The 15876-nt window shown below is 63.7% G+C and carries 14 protein-coding genes and 1 pseudogene; 4 read left to right on the top strand and 11 right to left on the bottom strand.

Annotated elements, in window-relative coordinates; all coding sequences use genetic code 11:
• The first annotated feature begins 15 nt into the window (after positions 1–15).
• Positions 16–753 carry a site-specific integrase gene (locus F7R26_RS39420; RefSeq protein ID WP_241754863.1) on the top strand — a complete coding sequence of 246 codons (738 nt, stop codon included), beginning with the start codon at positions 16–18 and terminating at the stop codon, positions 751–753.
• Here the strand turns inward: F7R26_RS39420 and F7R26_RS39425 are convergent.
• The 3 genes from F7R26_RS39425 to F7R26_RS39435 form a co-directional block, all read right to left on the bottom strand.
• A complete protein-coding gene (locus F7R26_RS39425; protein ID WP_223277442.1) occupies positions 744–1187 on the bottom strand; it encodes a calcium-binding protein in 444 nt (147 codons plus the stop codon). The two genes, F7R26_RS39420 and F7R26_RS39425, sit on opposite strands and share 10 nt — an antisense overlap.
• 135 nt (positions 1188–1322) lie before the next feature.
• Positions 1323–4649, bottom strand: coding sequence for a DEAD/DEAH box helicase (locus F7R26_RS39430; protein WP_008646539.1), 3327 nt, complete (start codon positions 4647–4649; stop codon positions 1323–1325).
• A 39-nt stretch (positions 4650–4688) separates the two neighbouring features.
• A complete protein-coding gene (locus tag F7R26_RS39435; protein ID WP_008646544.1) occupies positions 4689–5864 on the bottom strand; it encodes a tyrosine-type recombinase/integrase in 1176 nt (391 codons plus the stop codon).
• A 175-nt stretch (positions 5865–6039) separates the two neighbouring features.
• Between F7R26_RS39435 and F7R26_RS39440 the strand changes: the two are divergent.
• Positions 6040–6450: pseudogene (locus F7R26_RS39440) on the top strand (DNA-binding protein); the annotation flags it as partial.
• Positions 6451–6476: 26 nt separating this feature from the next.
• Here the strand turns inward: F7R26_RS39440 and F7R26_RS39445 are convergent.
• The 8 genes from F7R26_RS39445 to merT form a co-directional block, all read right to left on the bottom strand.
• Entirely contained in the window at positions 6477–9443 is a 2967-nt protein-coding gene (locus F7R26_RS39445; protein WP_001138070.1) for a Tn3 family transposase, read from the bottom strand.
• Positions 9444–9445: 2 nt separating this feature from the next.
• On the bottom strand, positions 9446–10015 hold the full coding sequence (locus F7R26_RS39450; protein WP_027982055.1) for a recombinase family protein: 570 nt from the start codon (positions 10013–10015) through the stop codon (positions 9446–9448).
• The gene (locus F7R26_RS39455) at positions 9921–10922 is read right to left on the bottom strand and encodes a DUF3330 domain-containing protein (RefSeq protein ID WP_008652068.1); all 1002 of its coding nucleotides are present in this window, start codon (positions 10920–10922) and stop codon (positions 9921–9923) included. Before F7R26_RS39455 ends, F7R26_RS39450 begins: the two co-directional genes overlap by 95 nt.
• Positions 10919–11155 (bottom strand): broad-spectrum mercury transporter MerE, encoded by a 237-nt coding sequence (merE, locus tag F7R26_RS39460; protein ID WP_003132004.1) that lies wholly within the window; start codon positions 11153–11155, stop codon positions 10919–10921. Before merE ends, F7R26_RS39455 begins: the two co-directional genes overlap by 4 nt.
• The gene (gene merD, locus F7R26_RS39465) at positions 11152–11517 is read right to left on the bottom strand and encodes a mercury resistance co-regulator MerD (protein ID WP_000995360.1); all 366 of its coding nucleotides are present in this window, start codon (positions 11515–11517) and stop codon (positions 11152–11154) included. Before merD ends, merE begins: the two co-directional genes overlap by 4 nt.
• A 17-nt stretch (positions 11518–11534) precedes the next feature.
• Positions 11535–13220: a mercury(II) reductase gene (gene merA, locus F7R26_RS39470; RefSeq protein WP_011514825.1), complete on the bottom strand. Its 1686-nt coding sequence runs from the start codon at positions 13218–13220 to the stop codon at positions 11535–11537.
• A gap of 71 nt (positions 13221–13291) precedes the next feature.
• Entirely contained in the window at positions 13292–13567 is a 276-nt protein-coding gene (merP, locus tag F7R26_RS39475) for a mercury resistance system periplasmic binding protein MerP (protein WP_003131987.1), read from the bottom strand.
• Between the two features lie 12 nt (positions 13568–13579).
• Positions 13580–13930 carry a mercuric ion transporter MerT gene (gene merT / locus F7R26_RS39480; protein WP_006224622.1) on the bottom strand — a complete coding sequence of 117 codons (351 nt, stop codon included), beginning with the start codon at positions 13928–13930 and terminating at the stop codon, positions 13580–13582.
• 71 nt (positions 13931–14001) lie between these two features.
• Here merT and F7R26_RS39485 point away from each other — a divergent pair, with 71 nt between their 5' ends.
• Positions 14002–14436, top strand: coding sequence for a mercury resistance transcriptional regulator MerR (locus F7R26_RS39485; RefSeq protein ID WP_003131969.1), 435 nt, complete (start codon positions 14002–14004; stop codon positions 14434–14436).
• 43 nt (positions 14437–14479) lie between these two features.
• Entirely contained in the window at positions 14480–15733 is a 1254-nt protein-coding gene (locus F7R26_RS39490) for an acyltransferase family protein (RefSeq protein WP_170301897.1), read from the top strand.
• Positions 15734–15876 lie beyond the last annotated feature (143 nt).

Genomic DNA, 15876 nt, shown 5'->3' on the forward strand with positions numbered 1-15876 from the left:
ATCGATACGGGCGCGGTGCCGCCGCGCCCACTGCCGGCCACCGTCGCGGCGGCCCTCGCCTACCTGGCGGAGGCACTCGGGCACCCGGTCTACGCGCACTGGACGCTGGCGCGCGTCAAGCGCCGCTATGGCTCGCTGGCCGACGCCAAGGCCGCGCAGCCGACCGTGCTCAAGCTGCTGCTGGCGCACGATGGGGCAGTCGAATACTGGGAGCGCGGGCGCCTGCGCACGGTGACGGCGGATCTGGCGCCCCGCCCGGAGACGGTCCTCGCGCGGCTGCTGCACACGCACCGGCGCCGCATCCGGTCCACCGCCGCCTTAGCGAGCGAAGCAACGGTGCCGACCGCCGCGGAAGCGAGGGGAGCTGTCGCGGCGAACCCGTGGCTGGCCGCTTACGGCCCTGCTGACCACGCGTGGCTCACGCGCGCCGGCCGCTTCGCCCAGCCGCACGCGGCGGCCAACACGCTCGGCGCCGCCGACGATGCACAGGCGCTGGCGCTCTTCCTGCGCGACCGAACCGGGCGCTCGCCCCACACGTTGCGCGCCTATGGCGCCGAACTGCGCCGCCTGATGCGCTGGTGCGGCGCGCACGAGCTTGGGCCGCTCTCGGACCTCACGCGCCAGCGGTTGCTCGGCTACCGGCACGCGCTGCAGCACGGGGAGACCGGCAGGGAGGACGCCGCGCCGCCCTTGTCAGAAGCGACCCGCACGCGCGCGCTGGCGGTGGTGGCAAGCCTCTACGGCTACTGGTAGGCTATTTCTGCCCATCCCCCGAAAAGTGCAAATCTTCCGCCAGCCCCTGACCAGGCAAGGGCTGGCAGGGTGCGACTTGACCTGATAACGGCCCGAGCGCCCTGTAAGTTGCGCTCGGGGATTATGCCGGGGGATGTCAGATCGTGCGGGGGGCAGAAGCTGCAACCTTGGTCGTGCCAGTAGTGCCAGTCAGAGACGGCAAGGTGCGTGCTCTGGTCGGCGCGGACGGGAACAAGCTGGGCAAGGGGCACGACGAGTTCACGCTGGTTGTAAAGTGCGTGCACGAAGATGGCAACGCGGCACAACTGATCATGCGCGAGTCTGAAGACGGAGACTCTGTCACCTGAGCGCAGCGGGGAGGCCACCATCGCCTGACGTACCCGCGCTTCGAATGGAAAGCTCAGACTGTCCTCGAGATGGCAGTACCACGCCATCGCGCATTCTTCTTCGGTGTACGCGGTCGACCACGATCTCCATCGAGATGCGCTGTTCGTGTTGGTTGTCGCCCGTTTTTGCCATTGGGGTTCGTGCTGGTCAGACCTCGACTATGCGTCGCGGCAAGGCCATTTTTATGTTCCCGTCCTGGTGCGGGATCGGGGCTTCGCCGCCGGTGCCACAACAGGTGGTGCGGCCGGGATCGGCTCAAAGAGCGCCTCGATGTCGTCGGCGGAGAACTTGACGGCGCCGGCGCCATCTTCCGACAGGATCGCGTTGGCAAGCGCCGCCTTCTGCTCCTGCATCGCGACGATTTTCTCCTCAACACTGCCGGCGGTGATCAGCTTGTAAACAAACACAGGCTTGTCCTGCCCGAGACGGTGAGCGCGGTCGGTCGCCTGATTTTCTACGGCGGGATTCCACCAGGGATCGTAGTGAATGACGGTGTCGGCCGCCGTCAGGTTCAGGCCAACGCCACCGGCCTTCAGGCTGATCAGGAAAAGCGGCACCTCACCTTGCTTGAAGCGCTTGACTGGTGTGACGCGATCGGTGGCATCCCCGGTCAGCATGACGTATGGAATCCCAGCTTTTTCCAGCGCCGCCGCAATGAGGTCGAGCATGCTGGTGAACTGCGAGAACAGCAGGATGCGACGGCCTTCCTCGATTAGTTCGGGCAGCATGTCGAGTAGCAGATCAAGCTTGGCCGATTCCTTGATCCGGGCCGCCTGGCTGATTTTGACGAGCCGCGGATCGCAGCAGACCTGGCGCAGCTTGAGCAACGCCTCCAGCACGATGATGTGGCTGCGCGCGAGGCCTTTTGCTGCGACGGCCGCACGGACCTTTTCCTGCATGGCCGCGCGCACCGTCTCGTACAGGTCACGCTGCGCGCCTTCGAGCTCGACCGTGCGCACTATCATCGTCTTCGGGGGCAACTCGGCGGCGACCTCATCCTTGCGCCGACGCAGCATGAACGGTCGGATGCGTCGCGCGAGCAGTTCACGTCGAACAGCATCGCCGCCTTTCTCGATGGGCGTGCGCCAGCGGCGGGTGAAGTCCTGACGGGTACCGAGGAAGCCAGGCAGCAGGAAGTCAAACTGGGCCCACAGTTCGCCGAGATGGTTCTCGAGCGGCGTGCCTGTCAGGCAAAGGCGGTGTCTTGCACGCAGTTCGCGGATGGTTGCGGCGGATTTGGTGGCGGCATTCTTGACGTACTGCGCCTCGTCTAGGATCAGCAGGTGAAAGTCGTGCTTGGCAAGAACTTCCTCGTCACGCCACAGCAAGGCGTAGGTGGTCAGGATGAGATCGTGCTTGCCGATCTGGTCAAAGCGCTCGTGGCGTTGGGGCCCGTGCAGATCCAGGACGCGCAGCTTCGGCGTGAAGCGCTGCGCTTCCTCGCACCAGTTGTGCATGAGGGTCGTTGGCACGACGATCAGCGCAGGCCGGTCCAGCCTGCCACGTTCCTTTTCGGTGAGGATGTGCGCAAGTGCCTGGATGGTCTTGCCGAGGCCCATATCGTCGGCGAGCACGCCGGACAGCCCGTGTTCGCGCAGGAACTGCATCCAGGCAAGACCCTGACGCTGGTAGGTACGGAGTTCGGCCTTCAGGCCACGCGGTACCGGCACGTCTGTCACCCCAGGACCCGCCATCAAGCGCTGCGCGAGCTGCCGGATCGATGCGTCGCCGTCAAACTGCCAGCGCCCGGTCTGATCCAGCGCATGGAGCCGGGCCGCATCCCACTCGGAAATGCGCATGCCGGTGCCGAGCGAGTCGAACAGGTCGATCAGCACGCGCACGACTGGTTTAAGCCGGTCGGCACGCAGGCGAAGCCGCTCGTTGCGGTCGGTTTTCATGTCGATCGCTTCGTCGTCCGCGATGGTATCGAGCCTGCCCGACAGCCAGCGCTCATCGCGACGAAAGAGGTCTGCTAGCAGCGGCTCCAGGCGCACCGTGCGACCATTGACTGTGATGCCCATCTCGACGTCAAACCAGCCGTCGCCGGTCTGACGCAGGCTGCCGTCAATCGCTTCGATTTCGATCACGTTGTGCCGAAACTCGTCGCTCATGACGACGCGCCAGCCGCTTGCCTGTAGTGCGGGTAGCACCAGCTTCATGAGATCCGGCCAGTCGTCGACATCTTCGGGGCCGAGGATGCCATCTGGAAACGGTTTGTAACCATATGCACGGTTGGCCGGAATTTTTCTGAAGCCCGCCTTTTGCAACTCGGTCTGACGTTTCCGCTCGAGATTGGCGTCTCTTTTGATCTGGATGACCTCGCTGCCAGCAGTGCGAACGAGGGTGGTGCTGCTATTTGCAGGGATGCTGTGACCTGCGTAATCAAAACTGACCGTCGCAAAATCCAGTGGCGACACTGACCAGGTCGGCAAGGTGTCGAGAGTCAGTACGGGCGTCGCTACGGTGTCGATCACCTGCACGGACGACGCGTCGGGCGCGGGCGGCATGGGTAGGTCGGGGGCGACTTCACGCAACACATTGCCAACGAGCGCCGCCTCGTCCAGCGTGATGGCCGGCATCGACAGGAAATCCGTGACCTGTTCCGCCGGCCACGGCATGGCGAGTATGCCAGCTTCGCCAGAATGCGCGTCCACATACCAGCAGGGCTGGGTGGTCGTCAGCAACAGGGTGGCGGGTGGCTCGGCCTGCAAGACTGGCCGCACGCGCGTGTCGGGTTGCGCTTGCCAGGTCATCTTTGCGCCGCGCTCTGATCCGCAGTGCACCGGGCAGTGTGATCCGGGGTAGTGGGCGCCTGCGGGAACAAAGGAAGTAAATGCACGCCCGGTGGCGATGAGCTTTTCCAGGATGGCGGCGCCGGTTGCGCCCTGCAGAGCAAAACCACCGGTATAGGCGGCATGCGAGCGGCCCAGCCACAATCCGCGCAGGATCGACAGATCCTCCTCGGAAACAAATTTCGGCGGTTCGACCAGCGCTTTCTCGACGTTCTGCCACCGATCGTCGACCGAGCGAATCGTACCGTCGGCCCCCACGCGGGCCTTGTAGAGGGAAATCTCGCAGCCGCGATACGATTGCCCGATCACATAGGCCAGGGCATGCGTGGCCTTGGCTGGTTTTTTCTTGGCAGCGGGATTGGCTGCCGTGCGTCGAGCGCGAAAATTTTCCAGCCAGGTCACCAGTTCCGCGCGCACGCCGGCGGCCGATGGCTTCGGCTGGTGCGCAAGGCCGGCGATCAACAGCGCTGCCACGTGCTTGCAGTCAACGCCGACCGGACACGTGCATTCTCCCTCCACCCACATGTCTTCGTCGATGTCGTGGAAATACGCACGCACGTCATACGGGCGCGTACGGGTGCCTTGCACCAGTCCCGCCAAGGTATCCTCGTCGATCCAGCGCAACTCCGAGACAGCGCTCGCATAGGAGCGAGCCTTGGACACCGTGTAGGAGTCCAGCCATTCCGCAATTTGGCGGGGATCGTAGGAGACAGACATCGGTTGAGGGATTCAGAGGTTGACAACGCGGGGAGCATTCTACGCGGGGAGGCTCCCGGCCGGTACGGCAGCGGCTTCCGGTTCTGACCCCGCCTGAGTGGTCTGGGCATGCCGGCGGTCATCTTCGGCGTGCAAGTAGATCCCGGTCGTCTCGATCGAGGCGTGGCGAAGGTTCTTCTGGATAAAGCGGATATCAGTGCCGGCGTCGGCCTGATGCGAAGCCGCCGAGTGCCGCAGCCAGTGCGTCGAGGCCCGGCGCAGTGTGGCCGCGCCGATCGGATCGGTTGGCTCGAGGGTGTCGGCGGCCCGGCGGAACACTTCCTTGGCAATCAGGTAGATGGCCGTCGGCGTCAGGTGCCGCTTGGCGTCGCCGGCGATGCTCATGACGGCCGGCGTGCTTTCGGCCGGCAAGGGCATGGGTGCCAGATCATGGAATGCGCGGTAGCGTGCGAAGTCGGCCATGAGGGTGTCGGAGACTGGTACCTCGCCCTCGGCGCCACCCTTGCCGATGACGTGCAGCCACCAGCGGCCGCGACGCTGGAAGAAGTCCGCCGCCTGTGCGTTGGCGGCTTCGCTTGCCCGCAATGCGGTGTGGTACAGCAGCCGGATCAGCCATCGGCTGCGTTCGTAGTGCTGGCGCTCGCGCGCGGAGGCCTGCGGCCAGGTCTCCATCGATTCCAGCACAACCTGCCAAAGCGCGTGATCGAGGTAACGTTCAATGCGGCGGGTCCGTGCCGGCATTGCCGAGGACGAGCGCCGCAGTGCAAGCGGATTGCCGGCAAGGTATCCGGCGGCCACCAGGTAATTGAGCAGCCCGCAAAGGATACCGAGGGCCTGGCGCCGGCTGCGCTCGGAAAGCGGCCCGTCGAACAGCCGCCGCGTGCCCCCGCGCCGTGGCAGGACGGGATCGACCCAGTTTGCGGACGGTGCGGCAAGAAATTGCTCGTAAATCAGGAAATCTTCGCGCGTAAGGCTCGACAGCGGCTTGCCCAGCGTGCGCGTCGCCCAGACGAGCAGCCGCACCACTTCCTTGCGGTAGCTGCGCAGCGTGTGCGGCGAGCTGGCGTACTCGGCAAGCCACAGGCGGACGGCCTCAAGGTCGGTATCGGCCGTGATCTGTCGGTTAGCGCCGCGCGCGCGATTCGTGCCGTCGTGGCCGTCCAGTGCGGCCGGCAGCATGAGGGGGACAACAGGCTCGGTGGCGGGCAGGTTCATGGACTGACGCGATTTTTCGGCAGGGTCTCGCATCGTACACCTGGGATGCTTACGATTATCGGTCTTATCGTAAATTTCTAGAAGACATCGTTATATATATAATGTGATACCATCATATACATGAAGATTTTAGTTCAAAACCCAGCTCCCGGAGCACTTTTCAGGTTTAGTTCCAATGAGCCGCATCAGCAATACCCGCTTTCGCACCCGTGAAGCCGCCGCGCGGCTCGTTGCTGCCGGCCGACGCCCACATGAACTCACCGTCGACCTGATCTACGCGGAAATCCGCCAGGGCAGCCGGACGACGATCAACGACGAACTCAAGCTCTGGAAGGATGAGCAGGCGCGCGTCGACGCCTTGAGCGCCGCACTCCCGCCCGCCGTTGCCAATGCGATGCTGTCCCTCTGGGCGCTCGCCATCGAGCACGGTGAGCAGGTCTTCGCACAGCGGGGCGAAGAGCTGGAGTCCGAAGCGGCGGCCGCCACCGCGCGCGCTGAGTCCCTGGCAACCGTCAACCTGGGGCTTGAAGCCGAAGTGAAGACGCTGCGTAGCCAGCTCGAGGACCAGCAGGCCCGGTTGGGGTCGCCTCAGAAAACGGAAAATAAAGCACGCTAAGCCGGTTGCAGCGGTCGTAGCGGCCTGAACTTGCCCGCGCCGATCTTGGCGCTGCTGCGCCAGAGGTAATCGCCGGTGAGGTTGATGTGCTCCCAACCGAGCGGCGACAGGTACTGCAACAGCGCGTCATCAACGGCATGGCCGTTGCCACGCAGCGCGTGCGCAGCCCGTTCCAGATAGACCGTGTTCCACAACACGACGGCAGCCGTTACCAGATTGAGGCCGCTAGCCCGGTAGCGCTGCTGCTCGAAACTGCGGTCGCGGATTTCACCCAGGCGGTTGAAAAACACTGCCCTGGCCAGCGCATTGCGCGCCTCGCCCTTGTTCAGGCCGGCATGCACGCGGCGGCGCAGTTCCACGCTTTGCAGCCAGTCCAGGATGAACAGCGTGCGCTCGATGCGGCCCAGCTCGCGGAGCGCCACGGCCAGGCCGTTCTGGCGTGGGTAGCTGCCGAGCTTTCGGAGCATCAGGGAGGCCGTCACCGTGCCCTGCTTGATCGAGGTGGCCAGCCGCAGGATTTCGTCCCAATGGGCGCGGACGTGCTTGATGTTGAGCGTGCCGCCGATCATGGGTTTCAGCGCGTCATAGGCGGCGTCGCCCTTCGGGATGTAGAGCTTGGTGTCGCCCAGGTCGCGGATGCGCGGCGCGAAGCGGAAGCCCAGGAGGTGCATCAGGGCGAAGACGTGATCGGTGAAGCCCGCCGTGTCGGTGTAATGCTCCTCGATCCGCAAGTCGGACTCGTGGTACAGCAGGCCGTCGAGCACGTAGGTCGAATCGCGCACGCCGACGTTCACGACCTTGGTGTGAAATGGCGCGTACTGGTCAGAAATGTGGGTGTAGAACGTCCGCCCTGGGCTGCTCCCGTATTTCGGGTTGATGTGGCCGGTGCTCTCGGCCTTGCTGCCGGTGCGGAAGTTCTGGCCGTCCGACGATGAGGTGGTGCCGTCGCCCCAGTGCTCGGCGAAGGGATGGCGGAACTGTGCGTTGACCAGATCGGCCAGCGCCGCCCCGTAGGTTTCGTCGCGGATGTGCCAGGCTTGCAGCCAAGCCAGCTTGGCGTAGGTCGTGCCGGGGCAAGACTCCGCCATCTTGGTCAGGCCCAGGTTGATCGCGTCGGCGAGGATCGTGGTCAGCAACAGGTTCTTGTCTTTGGCCGGGTCGCCCGATTTCAGATGCGCGAAATGCCGAGTGAAGCCCGTCCATTCGTCCACCTCCAGCAGCAGTTCGGTGATCTTGACGTGCGGCAGGATCATTGCCGTCTGGTCGATCAGCGCTTGGGCGGTGTCGGGTACCGCCGCGTCGAGCGGCGTGATCTTCAAGCCTGACTCGGTGATGATGGCGTCCGGCAGCTCGTTGGCCGTCGCCATACGGTTGACGGTGGCAAGCTGTGTTTCCAGCAGCGTCAGCCGGTCGTTCAGGTACCGGTTGCAGTCGGTGGCCACGGCCAGCGGCAATTCGCTGGCCTGCTTGAGGCTGGCGAATTTCGCGGGCGGCACCAGGTAGTCCTCGAAGTCCTTGAACTGGCGCGACCCCTGCACCCAGATGTCGCCGGAACGCAACGCGTTCTTCATCTCCGACAGCGCGCACAGTTCGTAGTAGCGCCGGTCGATGCCGGTGTCGGTCATGACCAGCTTCTGCCAGCGCGGCTTGATGAACTCGGTCGGCGCGTCGGCGGGCACCTTGCGGGCGTTGTCGCTGTTCATGCCGCGCAGCACCTCGATGGCGTCGAGCACGTCCTTCGCGGCGGGAGCGGCCCGCAGCTTGAGCACGGCAAGGAATTCCGGCGCGTAGCGGCGCAGCGTGGCGTAGCTTTCGCCGATGCGGTGCAGGAAATCGAAGTCCTCGGGCTGCGCAAGCTTCTGCGCTTCGGTGACGCTCTCGGCGAAGGCATCCCAGGACATGACGGCCTCGATGGCGGCGAACGGATCGCGGCCCGCCTGCTTGGCCTCGATCAGCGCCTGGCCGATGCGGCCGAACAGCCGCACCTTGGCGTTGATCGCCTTGCCGGACGCCTGGAATTGCTGCTGATGCTTGTTCTTGGCGGCGTTGAACAGCTTGCCCAGGATGCGGTCGTGCAGGTCGATGATTTCGTCGGTGACGGTGGCCATGCCCTCGATGGCAAGCGCCACCAGGGTGGCATAGCGTCGCTGCGCCTCGAACTTGGCCAGGTCGGCGGGCGTCATCTGGCCACCCTCACGGGCGATCTTGAGCAGGCGGTTCTGGTGCACCGACCGCTCGATGCCAGAAGGCAGGTCGAGCGCCTGCCACGCTTTGAGGCGTTCGATGTGTTCCAGCATGTGCCGCGAATTCGGTTTGACGGGCGATTGGCGCAGCCAGGCCAGCCAGGTCGTTTTGCCGTTGTCCCGACGCTTGAGCAGATCGTCGAGGCGGCGGCGATGCGCGTCCGACAGCGGTTCGGCCAAGGCATCGTAGATGCGCCGGTTGGCGCGGGTGATTGCTTCGGCGCTCGCCCGCTCGACGGCGTTGAGGGCAGGCAGAATGACCGACTGCTGCCGCAGGTGCTCGATCAAGGTGCTGGCCAGCACGATGCCCTTGTCGGTCTGCAAGGCCATCTCGGTCAGCAACTGGACGGCCTGCCGGTAGTGGCCCATGGTAAAGGGCTGGAAGCCGAACACCGTTTGCAGTTCGACCAGGTGCTCGCGCCGGGTCTGCTCCCGCTGCCCGTATTCGTCCCAGCTTTCGACGCTGACCTTGAGCTGGTCGGCGACCAGTTTCAACAAGGGCGGAAACGGCGGCTCATCGACGCCCAGGATGACACCAGGAAAGCGCAGGTAACAGAGCTGCACGGCGAAGCCCAGCCGGTTGGCCGGGCCGCGCCGCTGCCGGATGATGGAGAGGTCGGTTTCGCTGAACGTGTAGTGACGGATCAACTCATCCTTGGTGTCCGGCAACGCCAGCAGGCTTTCGCGCTCGGCGGCGGACAGGATTGAACGACGTGGCATATTTACTGATCCGTTCTCAAGTATTGATACAGGGTTTCGCGACTGATTCCGAATTCACGAGCCAGCTTGGTCTTTTGCTCGCCAGCCTCGACACGTTGGCGCAGTTCGGCAATACGCTCAGACGACAGGGATTTCTTCCTGCCACGGTAGGCCCCGCGCTGCTTGGCGAGCGCGATGCCCTCGCGCTGCCGCTCGCGGATCAAGGCGCGTTCGAACTCGGCGAACGCGCCCATTACCGACAGCATCAGGTTCGCCATCGGCGAGTCCTCGCCGGTGAAGGTCAAATGCTCCTTAAGGAACTCGATGCGTACGCCGCGCTGGGTGAGGCCCTGCACCAGGCGGCGCAGGTCGTCGAGGTTGCGCGCCAGACGATCCATGCTGTGCACCACGACCGTGTCGCCTTCGCGCACGAAGGCGAGCAGCCGTTCCAGTTCGGGCCGCCGTGTGTCCTTGCCCGACGCCTTGTCGGTGAACACTTTATCCACCTGGATCTGTTCGAGCTGCCGTTCTGGGTTCTGGTCGAAGCTGCTGACGCGGACGTAACCGATGCGCTTGCGCTTCGAAGCGTTGATAACACTCCAACCCGCAGAAGTGCTCGACGTATTCCGCGCCTTCCGGGGTGAAGGCGGCATCGAGCGGGATTTCCTTGCAGCACACGCAGCAACTGGTGGTGGTCGAGTCACTTGCATTCATGGTGGCACCCCTCCATTGACTGACGAAGACGGCGAATGCCGCCGCCGGCATTGGCTTCGCGAACAGGAAGCCTTGTCCTGTGTCGCAGTCCGCTTGTCGCAATAGATCAAGACTCGCCGATGTTTCCACGCCTTCAGCCACCACATCCATGCCCAGCCCGTGCGCAAGCTGAATCACGGTGTGCACGATGGTTTGGTCGCGGCGGTCGTTGGCGAGCCCGGCGACAAACGATTGGTCGATCTTGAGCGTGCTGATTGGGCAGCACTTCAGATGTTGCAGACAGGAATACCCCGTCCCGAAGTCATCGGCGGCGAAGCGCACACCGATCTGCCGCAAGGCGTCCAGGGCGGGGAAGATCGCCGGATCACCAAACGCGACCGATTCGGTCAGCTCGATTTCGAGATACTCGGCGGGCAACTCGGCATCAGCCAGCACGCCCTTTACCCACCCGTCGAAGTCCGGTCCCACTTGGCTCGCCGAAACATTGACGGCCAGCCGGAACGGTCGCCATGCCAGCATTCGCCAGTCACGCATCTGGCGGCAGGCTTCGCCCAGCACCCAAGCGCCGATTTCAGGCATCAGGCCGGACGATTCGACCACGGGCAGGAACTGGCCCGGTGGCAATAGTCCAAGCGTCGGATGACGCCAGCGCAACAGGGCTTCCGCGCCGACAATCCCACCACTGCGCAGATCGACGACGGGCTGGTAGTGCAGTTCAAGCTGCCCGCGCTCGACCGCTTGGGCCAGTTCCGGCGTCGTCCATCCATCCGGCCGGAAAGCGCTCATTCTCTTTCCCTGAATGCCCGCAACGCCCGCGACAGGGACAGAAGGAACAGGCCGGTCAAACCGAGCGCCGCGATGACCCAATGCTCGCCGAGGAAAGCACCGGCGGTTGTGCCGGCCAGCACGACAGCGAGGATGGGCAGGTGGCAGGGGCAAGTCAGCACAGCCAGTCCGCCCCACAGGTAGCCGGTGATCGGTTTGTGCGTCTCGGACGGCAAGCGCTCGGGGTTGTTCATGGCAGACTCTCCGCGTGCTGTGCCGGCTCGGTCGGCAGGGTGGCCAACTGCACTTCCAGATCGGCCAACGCTTCGCGCCGACGCTCGACGAACTGACGCAGCAGGGCAAGCTGCGCGGCCGCTTCGTCGCCGTCCGCCGCATCCAGCGCCCGGCACAGCCGCGCCAGCGCGTCGAGGCCGATGCCCGCCTCGAAGGCCGCCCGCACGAAGCACAGCCGTTGCAAGGCGGCGTCATCGAACAAGCCGTAGCCGCCTGGTGTGCACGCCACCGGGCGCAGCAATCCGCGCAGCAGGTAGTCGCGCACGATATGCACGCTCACCCCGGCATCAAGAGCCAGCCGGGACACCGTGTAGGCGTTCATTGAACACCTCCTTTTTCTCACCCGGCGCAGCAGGAAAGCTGCTTCACATCCTTGTTGAAGGTCTGCGCCGCGAGCTTCAACCCCTCGACCATCGTCAGGTAGGGGAACAACTGGTCGGCCAGTTCCTGCACCGTCATGCGGTTGCGAATGGCCAGAGCCGCCGTCTGGATCAGTTCACCCGCTTCCGGCGCGACCGCTTGTACGCCGATCAGCCGATGGCTGCCTTCCTCGATAACCAACTTGATGAAGCCGCGTGTGTCGAAGTTGGCGAGCGCACGCGGCACGTTGTCCAAGGTCAAGGTGCGGCTGTCGGTCTCGATCCCGTCGTGGTGGGCTTCCGCCTCGCTGTAGCCCACGGTCGCCACTTGCGGATCGGTGAACACCACGGCCGGCATTGCGGTCAGGTCGAGCGCCGCATCGCCGCCGGTCATGTTGATCGCGGCACGGGTGCCGGCCGCTGCCGCCACATAGACGAACTGCGGCTGGTCGGTGCAGTCGCCGGCCGCGTAGATGTTCGGGTTGCTCGTGCGCATGCCTTGGTCGATGACGATGGCACCTTGCGCATTGACAGTGACCCCCGCTGCGTCCAGCGCGAGGCTGCGCGTGTTCGGTGTCCGACCGGTGGCAACCAGCAGTTTGTCGGCGCGCAATTCACCGTGCGTGGTGGTCAGCACGAATTCACCGTCCATATGGGCGACCTGGCTGGCTTGCGTGTGCTCCAGCACCTCGATGCCCTCGGCACGGAAAGCGGCTGTCACCGCCTCGCCGATGGCCGGGTCTTCACGGAAGAACAAGGTATTGCGCGCCAGGACCGTGACCTTGCTGCCCAGCCGGGCAAAGGCTTGCGCCAGCTCCAGCGCCACCACCGACGAGCCGATTACGGCAAGGCGTTCGGGAATGGTGTCGCTCGCCAGGGCCTCGGTGGAAGTCCAGTAGGGTGACTCTTTCAAGCCCGGAATCGGCGGGACCGCCGGGCTGGCACCCGCGGCGACCAGGCAGCGGTCGAACATCACGACGCGCTCGCCACCCTCGTTCAAACGGACGGTAAGGCTCTGGTCGTCCTTGAAGCGCGCCTCACCGTGCACAACGGTGATGGCCGGATTACCGCCCAGGATGCCTTCGTACTTGGCGTGCCGCAGTTCGTCGACGCGGGCCTGCTGCTGGGCCAGCAGCTTACTGCGGTCAATCGTAGGCACAGTTGCCGCAATACCGCCATCGAACGGGCTTTCCCGGCGCAGATGGGCGATGTGGGCGGCGCGGATCATGATCTTGGACGGCACACAGCCGACATTGACGCAGGTGCCGCCGATGGTGCCGCGCTCGATCAGCGTGACCTGCGCGCCTTGCTCGACGGCCTTCAGCGCCGCCGCCATCGCGGCTCCACCGCTGCCAATGACCGCTACCTGCACCGGGGGCTCGTTGCCACTGTGCTTTTCGGCGGCGGCCATCCATCCCCGCACCTTGTCGAGCAGTCCGACGCGGTTGTCCGCCAGTGGCGCATCGGCTAGCGTTGCCTTGTAGCCCAGTCCGGCCACGGCGGCAGTCAGCGCGTCCGGCGATGTGCCCGGCACGATGGCGAGTTGCGCTGTGCCCTTCGGATAGGACACCAGCGCCGACTGCACGCCTGGCACTTTTTCCAGCGCTTCCTTGACGTGCGCCGCGCACGAGTCGCAAGTCATGCCGGTGATTTTTAGATGGGTCATGCAACAGATCCTTTATCGTTTGTGGCGCCAGACAATGACGTCCGTTGTGCTGCGGTGCCGTTTTCAGTGACTCACTGCTTGACGCTGGACGGATAGCCCGCGTCTGCGGTTGCCTTGGTCAGCTTCTGCACGCTGGTCTTGGCATCGTCGAAGGTGACGACCGCTTGGCGTGTCTCGAAAGTCACGTCAACTTTGCTGACGCCTTCGACCTTGGAAATCGCCTTCTTGACAGTGATCGGGCAGGCGGAGCAGGTCATGCCCGGTACGGACAGCGTGACGGTCTGGGTGGCGGCCCAGACGGGGGCAACAACGGCGGCGAGGGCGAGGGAGGCAAACAGTTTCTTCATGGTGAACTCCGATCAGTAGAAAAATGGCATGACGTAGGGAAATCCGAGCGCGACCAGAACCAGCGCGGCCACGATCCAGAAAATGAGCTTGTAAGTAGCTCGCACTTGGGGAATCGCGCAGACCTCACCCGGTTTGCAGGCCGCTGCCTGCCGGTAGATGCGCCGCCAGGCGAAGAACAACGCCACCAGCGCCACGCCGATAAAGATGGGGCGATAGGGATCCAACACCGCCAAGTTGCCGATCCAAGCGCCGCTGAACCCCAAGGCGATCAGAACCAACGGCCCGAGGCAGCAAGCCGAGGCGAGGATGGCGGCAAGCCCTCCAGTGAAGAGCGCGCCGCGCCCGGTTTTTGGTTCAGACATGCGCTTGTCCTTTCGAATTGAAATTGGATAGCGTAACCTTACTTCCGTACTCATGTACGGAGTCAAGCGATATGGAAAACAATTTGGAGAACCTGACCATTGGCGTTTTCGCCAAGGCGGCCGGGGTCAATGTGGAGACCATCCGTTTCTATCAGCGCAAGGGCTTGTTGCTGGAGCCTGACAAGCCCTATGGCAGCATCCGCCGCTATGGCGAGGCGGATGTAACGCGGGTGCGCTTCGTGAAATCAGCCCAGCGGCTGGGCTTCAGCCTGGATGAGATCGCCGAGCTGCTGCGGCTGGAGGATGGCACCCATTGCGAGGAAGCCAGCAGTCTGGCCGAGCACAAGCTCAAGGACGTGCGCGAGAAAATGGCTGACCTGGCGCGCATGGAGGCCGTGCTGTCTGAGTTGGTGTGCGCCTGCCATGCGCGAAGGGGGAACGTTTCCTGCCCGCTGATCGCGTCACTACAGGGTGGAGCAAGCTTGGCAGGTTCGGCTATGCCTTAGCGTGCTTTATTTTCCGTTTTCTGAGACGACCCCCAATACACCGATGCCGGGGATCTACGCATTGATCCCTTGCCTTGGCGCGGCCCTGGTCATCGCATTTGGTGAGCGTGCCAGCAGGGTAGGGAAGCTGCTGACGAATCGTGCAGTGGTCTACGCCGGGAAGCTCTCGTACACGCTCTACCTTTGGCATTGGCCGGTTCTGTTTGCACTGCGCAGATTCCACTTGACGTCCGACGCTTGGACGCTCGTTGGTATTCTCTTTTGCGCGGGGCTGGCCATGGCTACTCACCATTGGATTGAGGAGCCTATACGCCGGCGGAACTGGACGAACCGAAAGACGGCGCTGGTGCTGTTTGTAGCGCCTGTATGCGCGCTTGGGTGCCTGCTGCCGATCGCGAAAGCAACGGACAATTTCGCGGCGTTCTACCCGAAGGACCTTCGCGCCAGCTACGAGCAAACGGGGCACTCAGTGTTCCAAGGCAAGCGCGCTGACGCCTGCTGGAACAAAGTCGAGTTGACTGACCCGTCAACATGCTGGCTCGGACAGGCTGCTGCTTCCCCCACGGCGATCTACTGGGGAGATTCGCATGCGTACCATCTCGTCCCTTTCATCGACCAGCTAGGCAAAGAGTTCGGGCTCTCAATTCATGACGTCACGCTCTCCATGTGCCCGCCGATCGGACGAGGTCCCGCTCGAGCCGGCAATCCGGCCTTCCAGGCGCATCGAGAGGAGTGCCTGCGGCACAACGAAGCAGTCTTCAGCTACGTGCTTGCTCATCCGGAAATCAACCATGTCATCATGGCGGCCGTCTGGCAAGGCTATGTGGGTGTCCAAGGCGCTACGGAACCCAATACCCATGGGTTCCTGCCAGGCGATACGTACTTCCATGACACGGTTGCCAAACTGCTTGCCGCTGGGAAGCGCGTGGTTCTGCTGGACGATGTACCGATCGTGCCGGCTGAGCTTGAGAACTGCATCTCGAATCGGCTATATGGGGTAGGGGCGGACAGCGATTGCACCTATGCGGAATCGCGCGCACGCGAGGACCACAAGGTAGCCGAAAAGCTGCTGGCAGACCTGAAGCAGCAGTTTCCGAGCATTTCGATCGTCCACACCTACGATGTCCCTTGTGACGGCGGCAGGTGCCAGTTGCAGTTGTTCGGTGTCGCCCTATACCGTCACAACGACACCGGCCACCTCGGGCAAGGCGGAAGCGAGATCTACTATCGCGCATACCGGGCGAAGCACTCCGGAGAGTTGGAGGACATTTTTGGCGAGCGTGGCACGACGAAATAATTTCATCAAATCGCCGACGCCGATCAGCTGGCCAGCGGTCCTGCAGCTGCTCGCGCCACTTGGTTGAGATCCCTTGAATCCCTTACGCTGTCTTAGGTTTCAACGAGGATGAAGGCTGTGACGTACCTTCAAACATTTTGATG

It is taken from the genome of Cupriavidus basilensis, assembly GCF_008801925.2.
Taxonomy (GTDB): Bacteria; Pseudomonadota; Gammaproteobacteria; order Burkholderiales; family Burkholderiaceae; genus Cupriavidus; species Cupriavidus basilensis.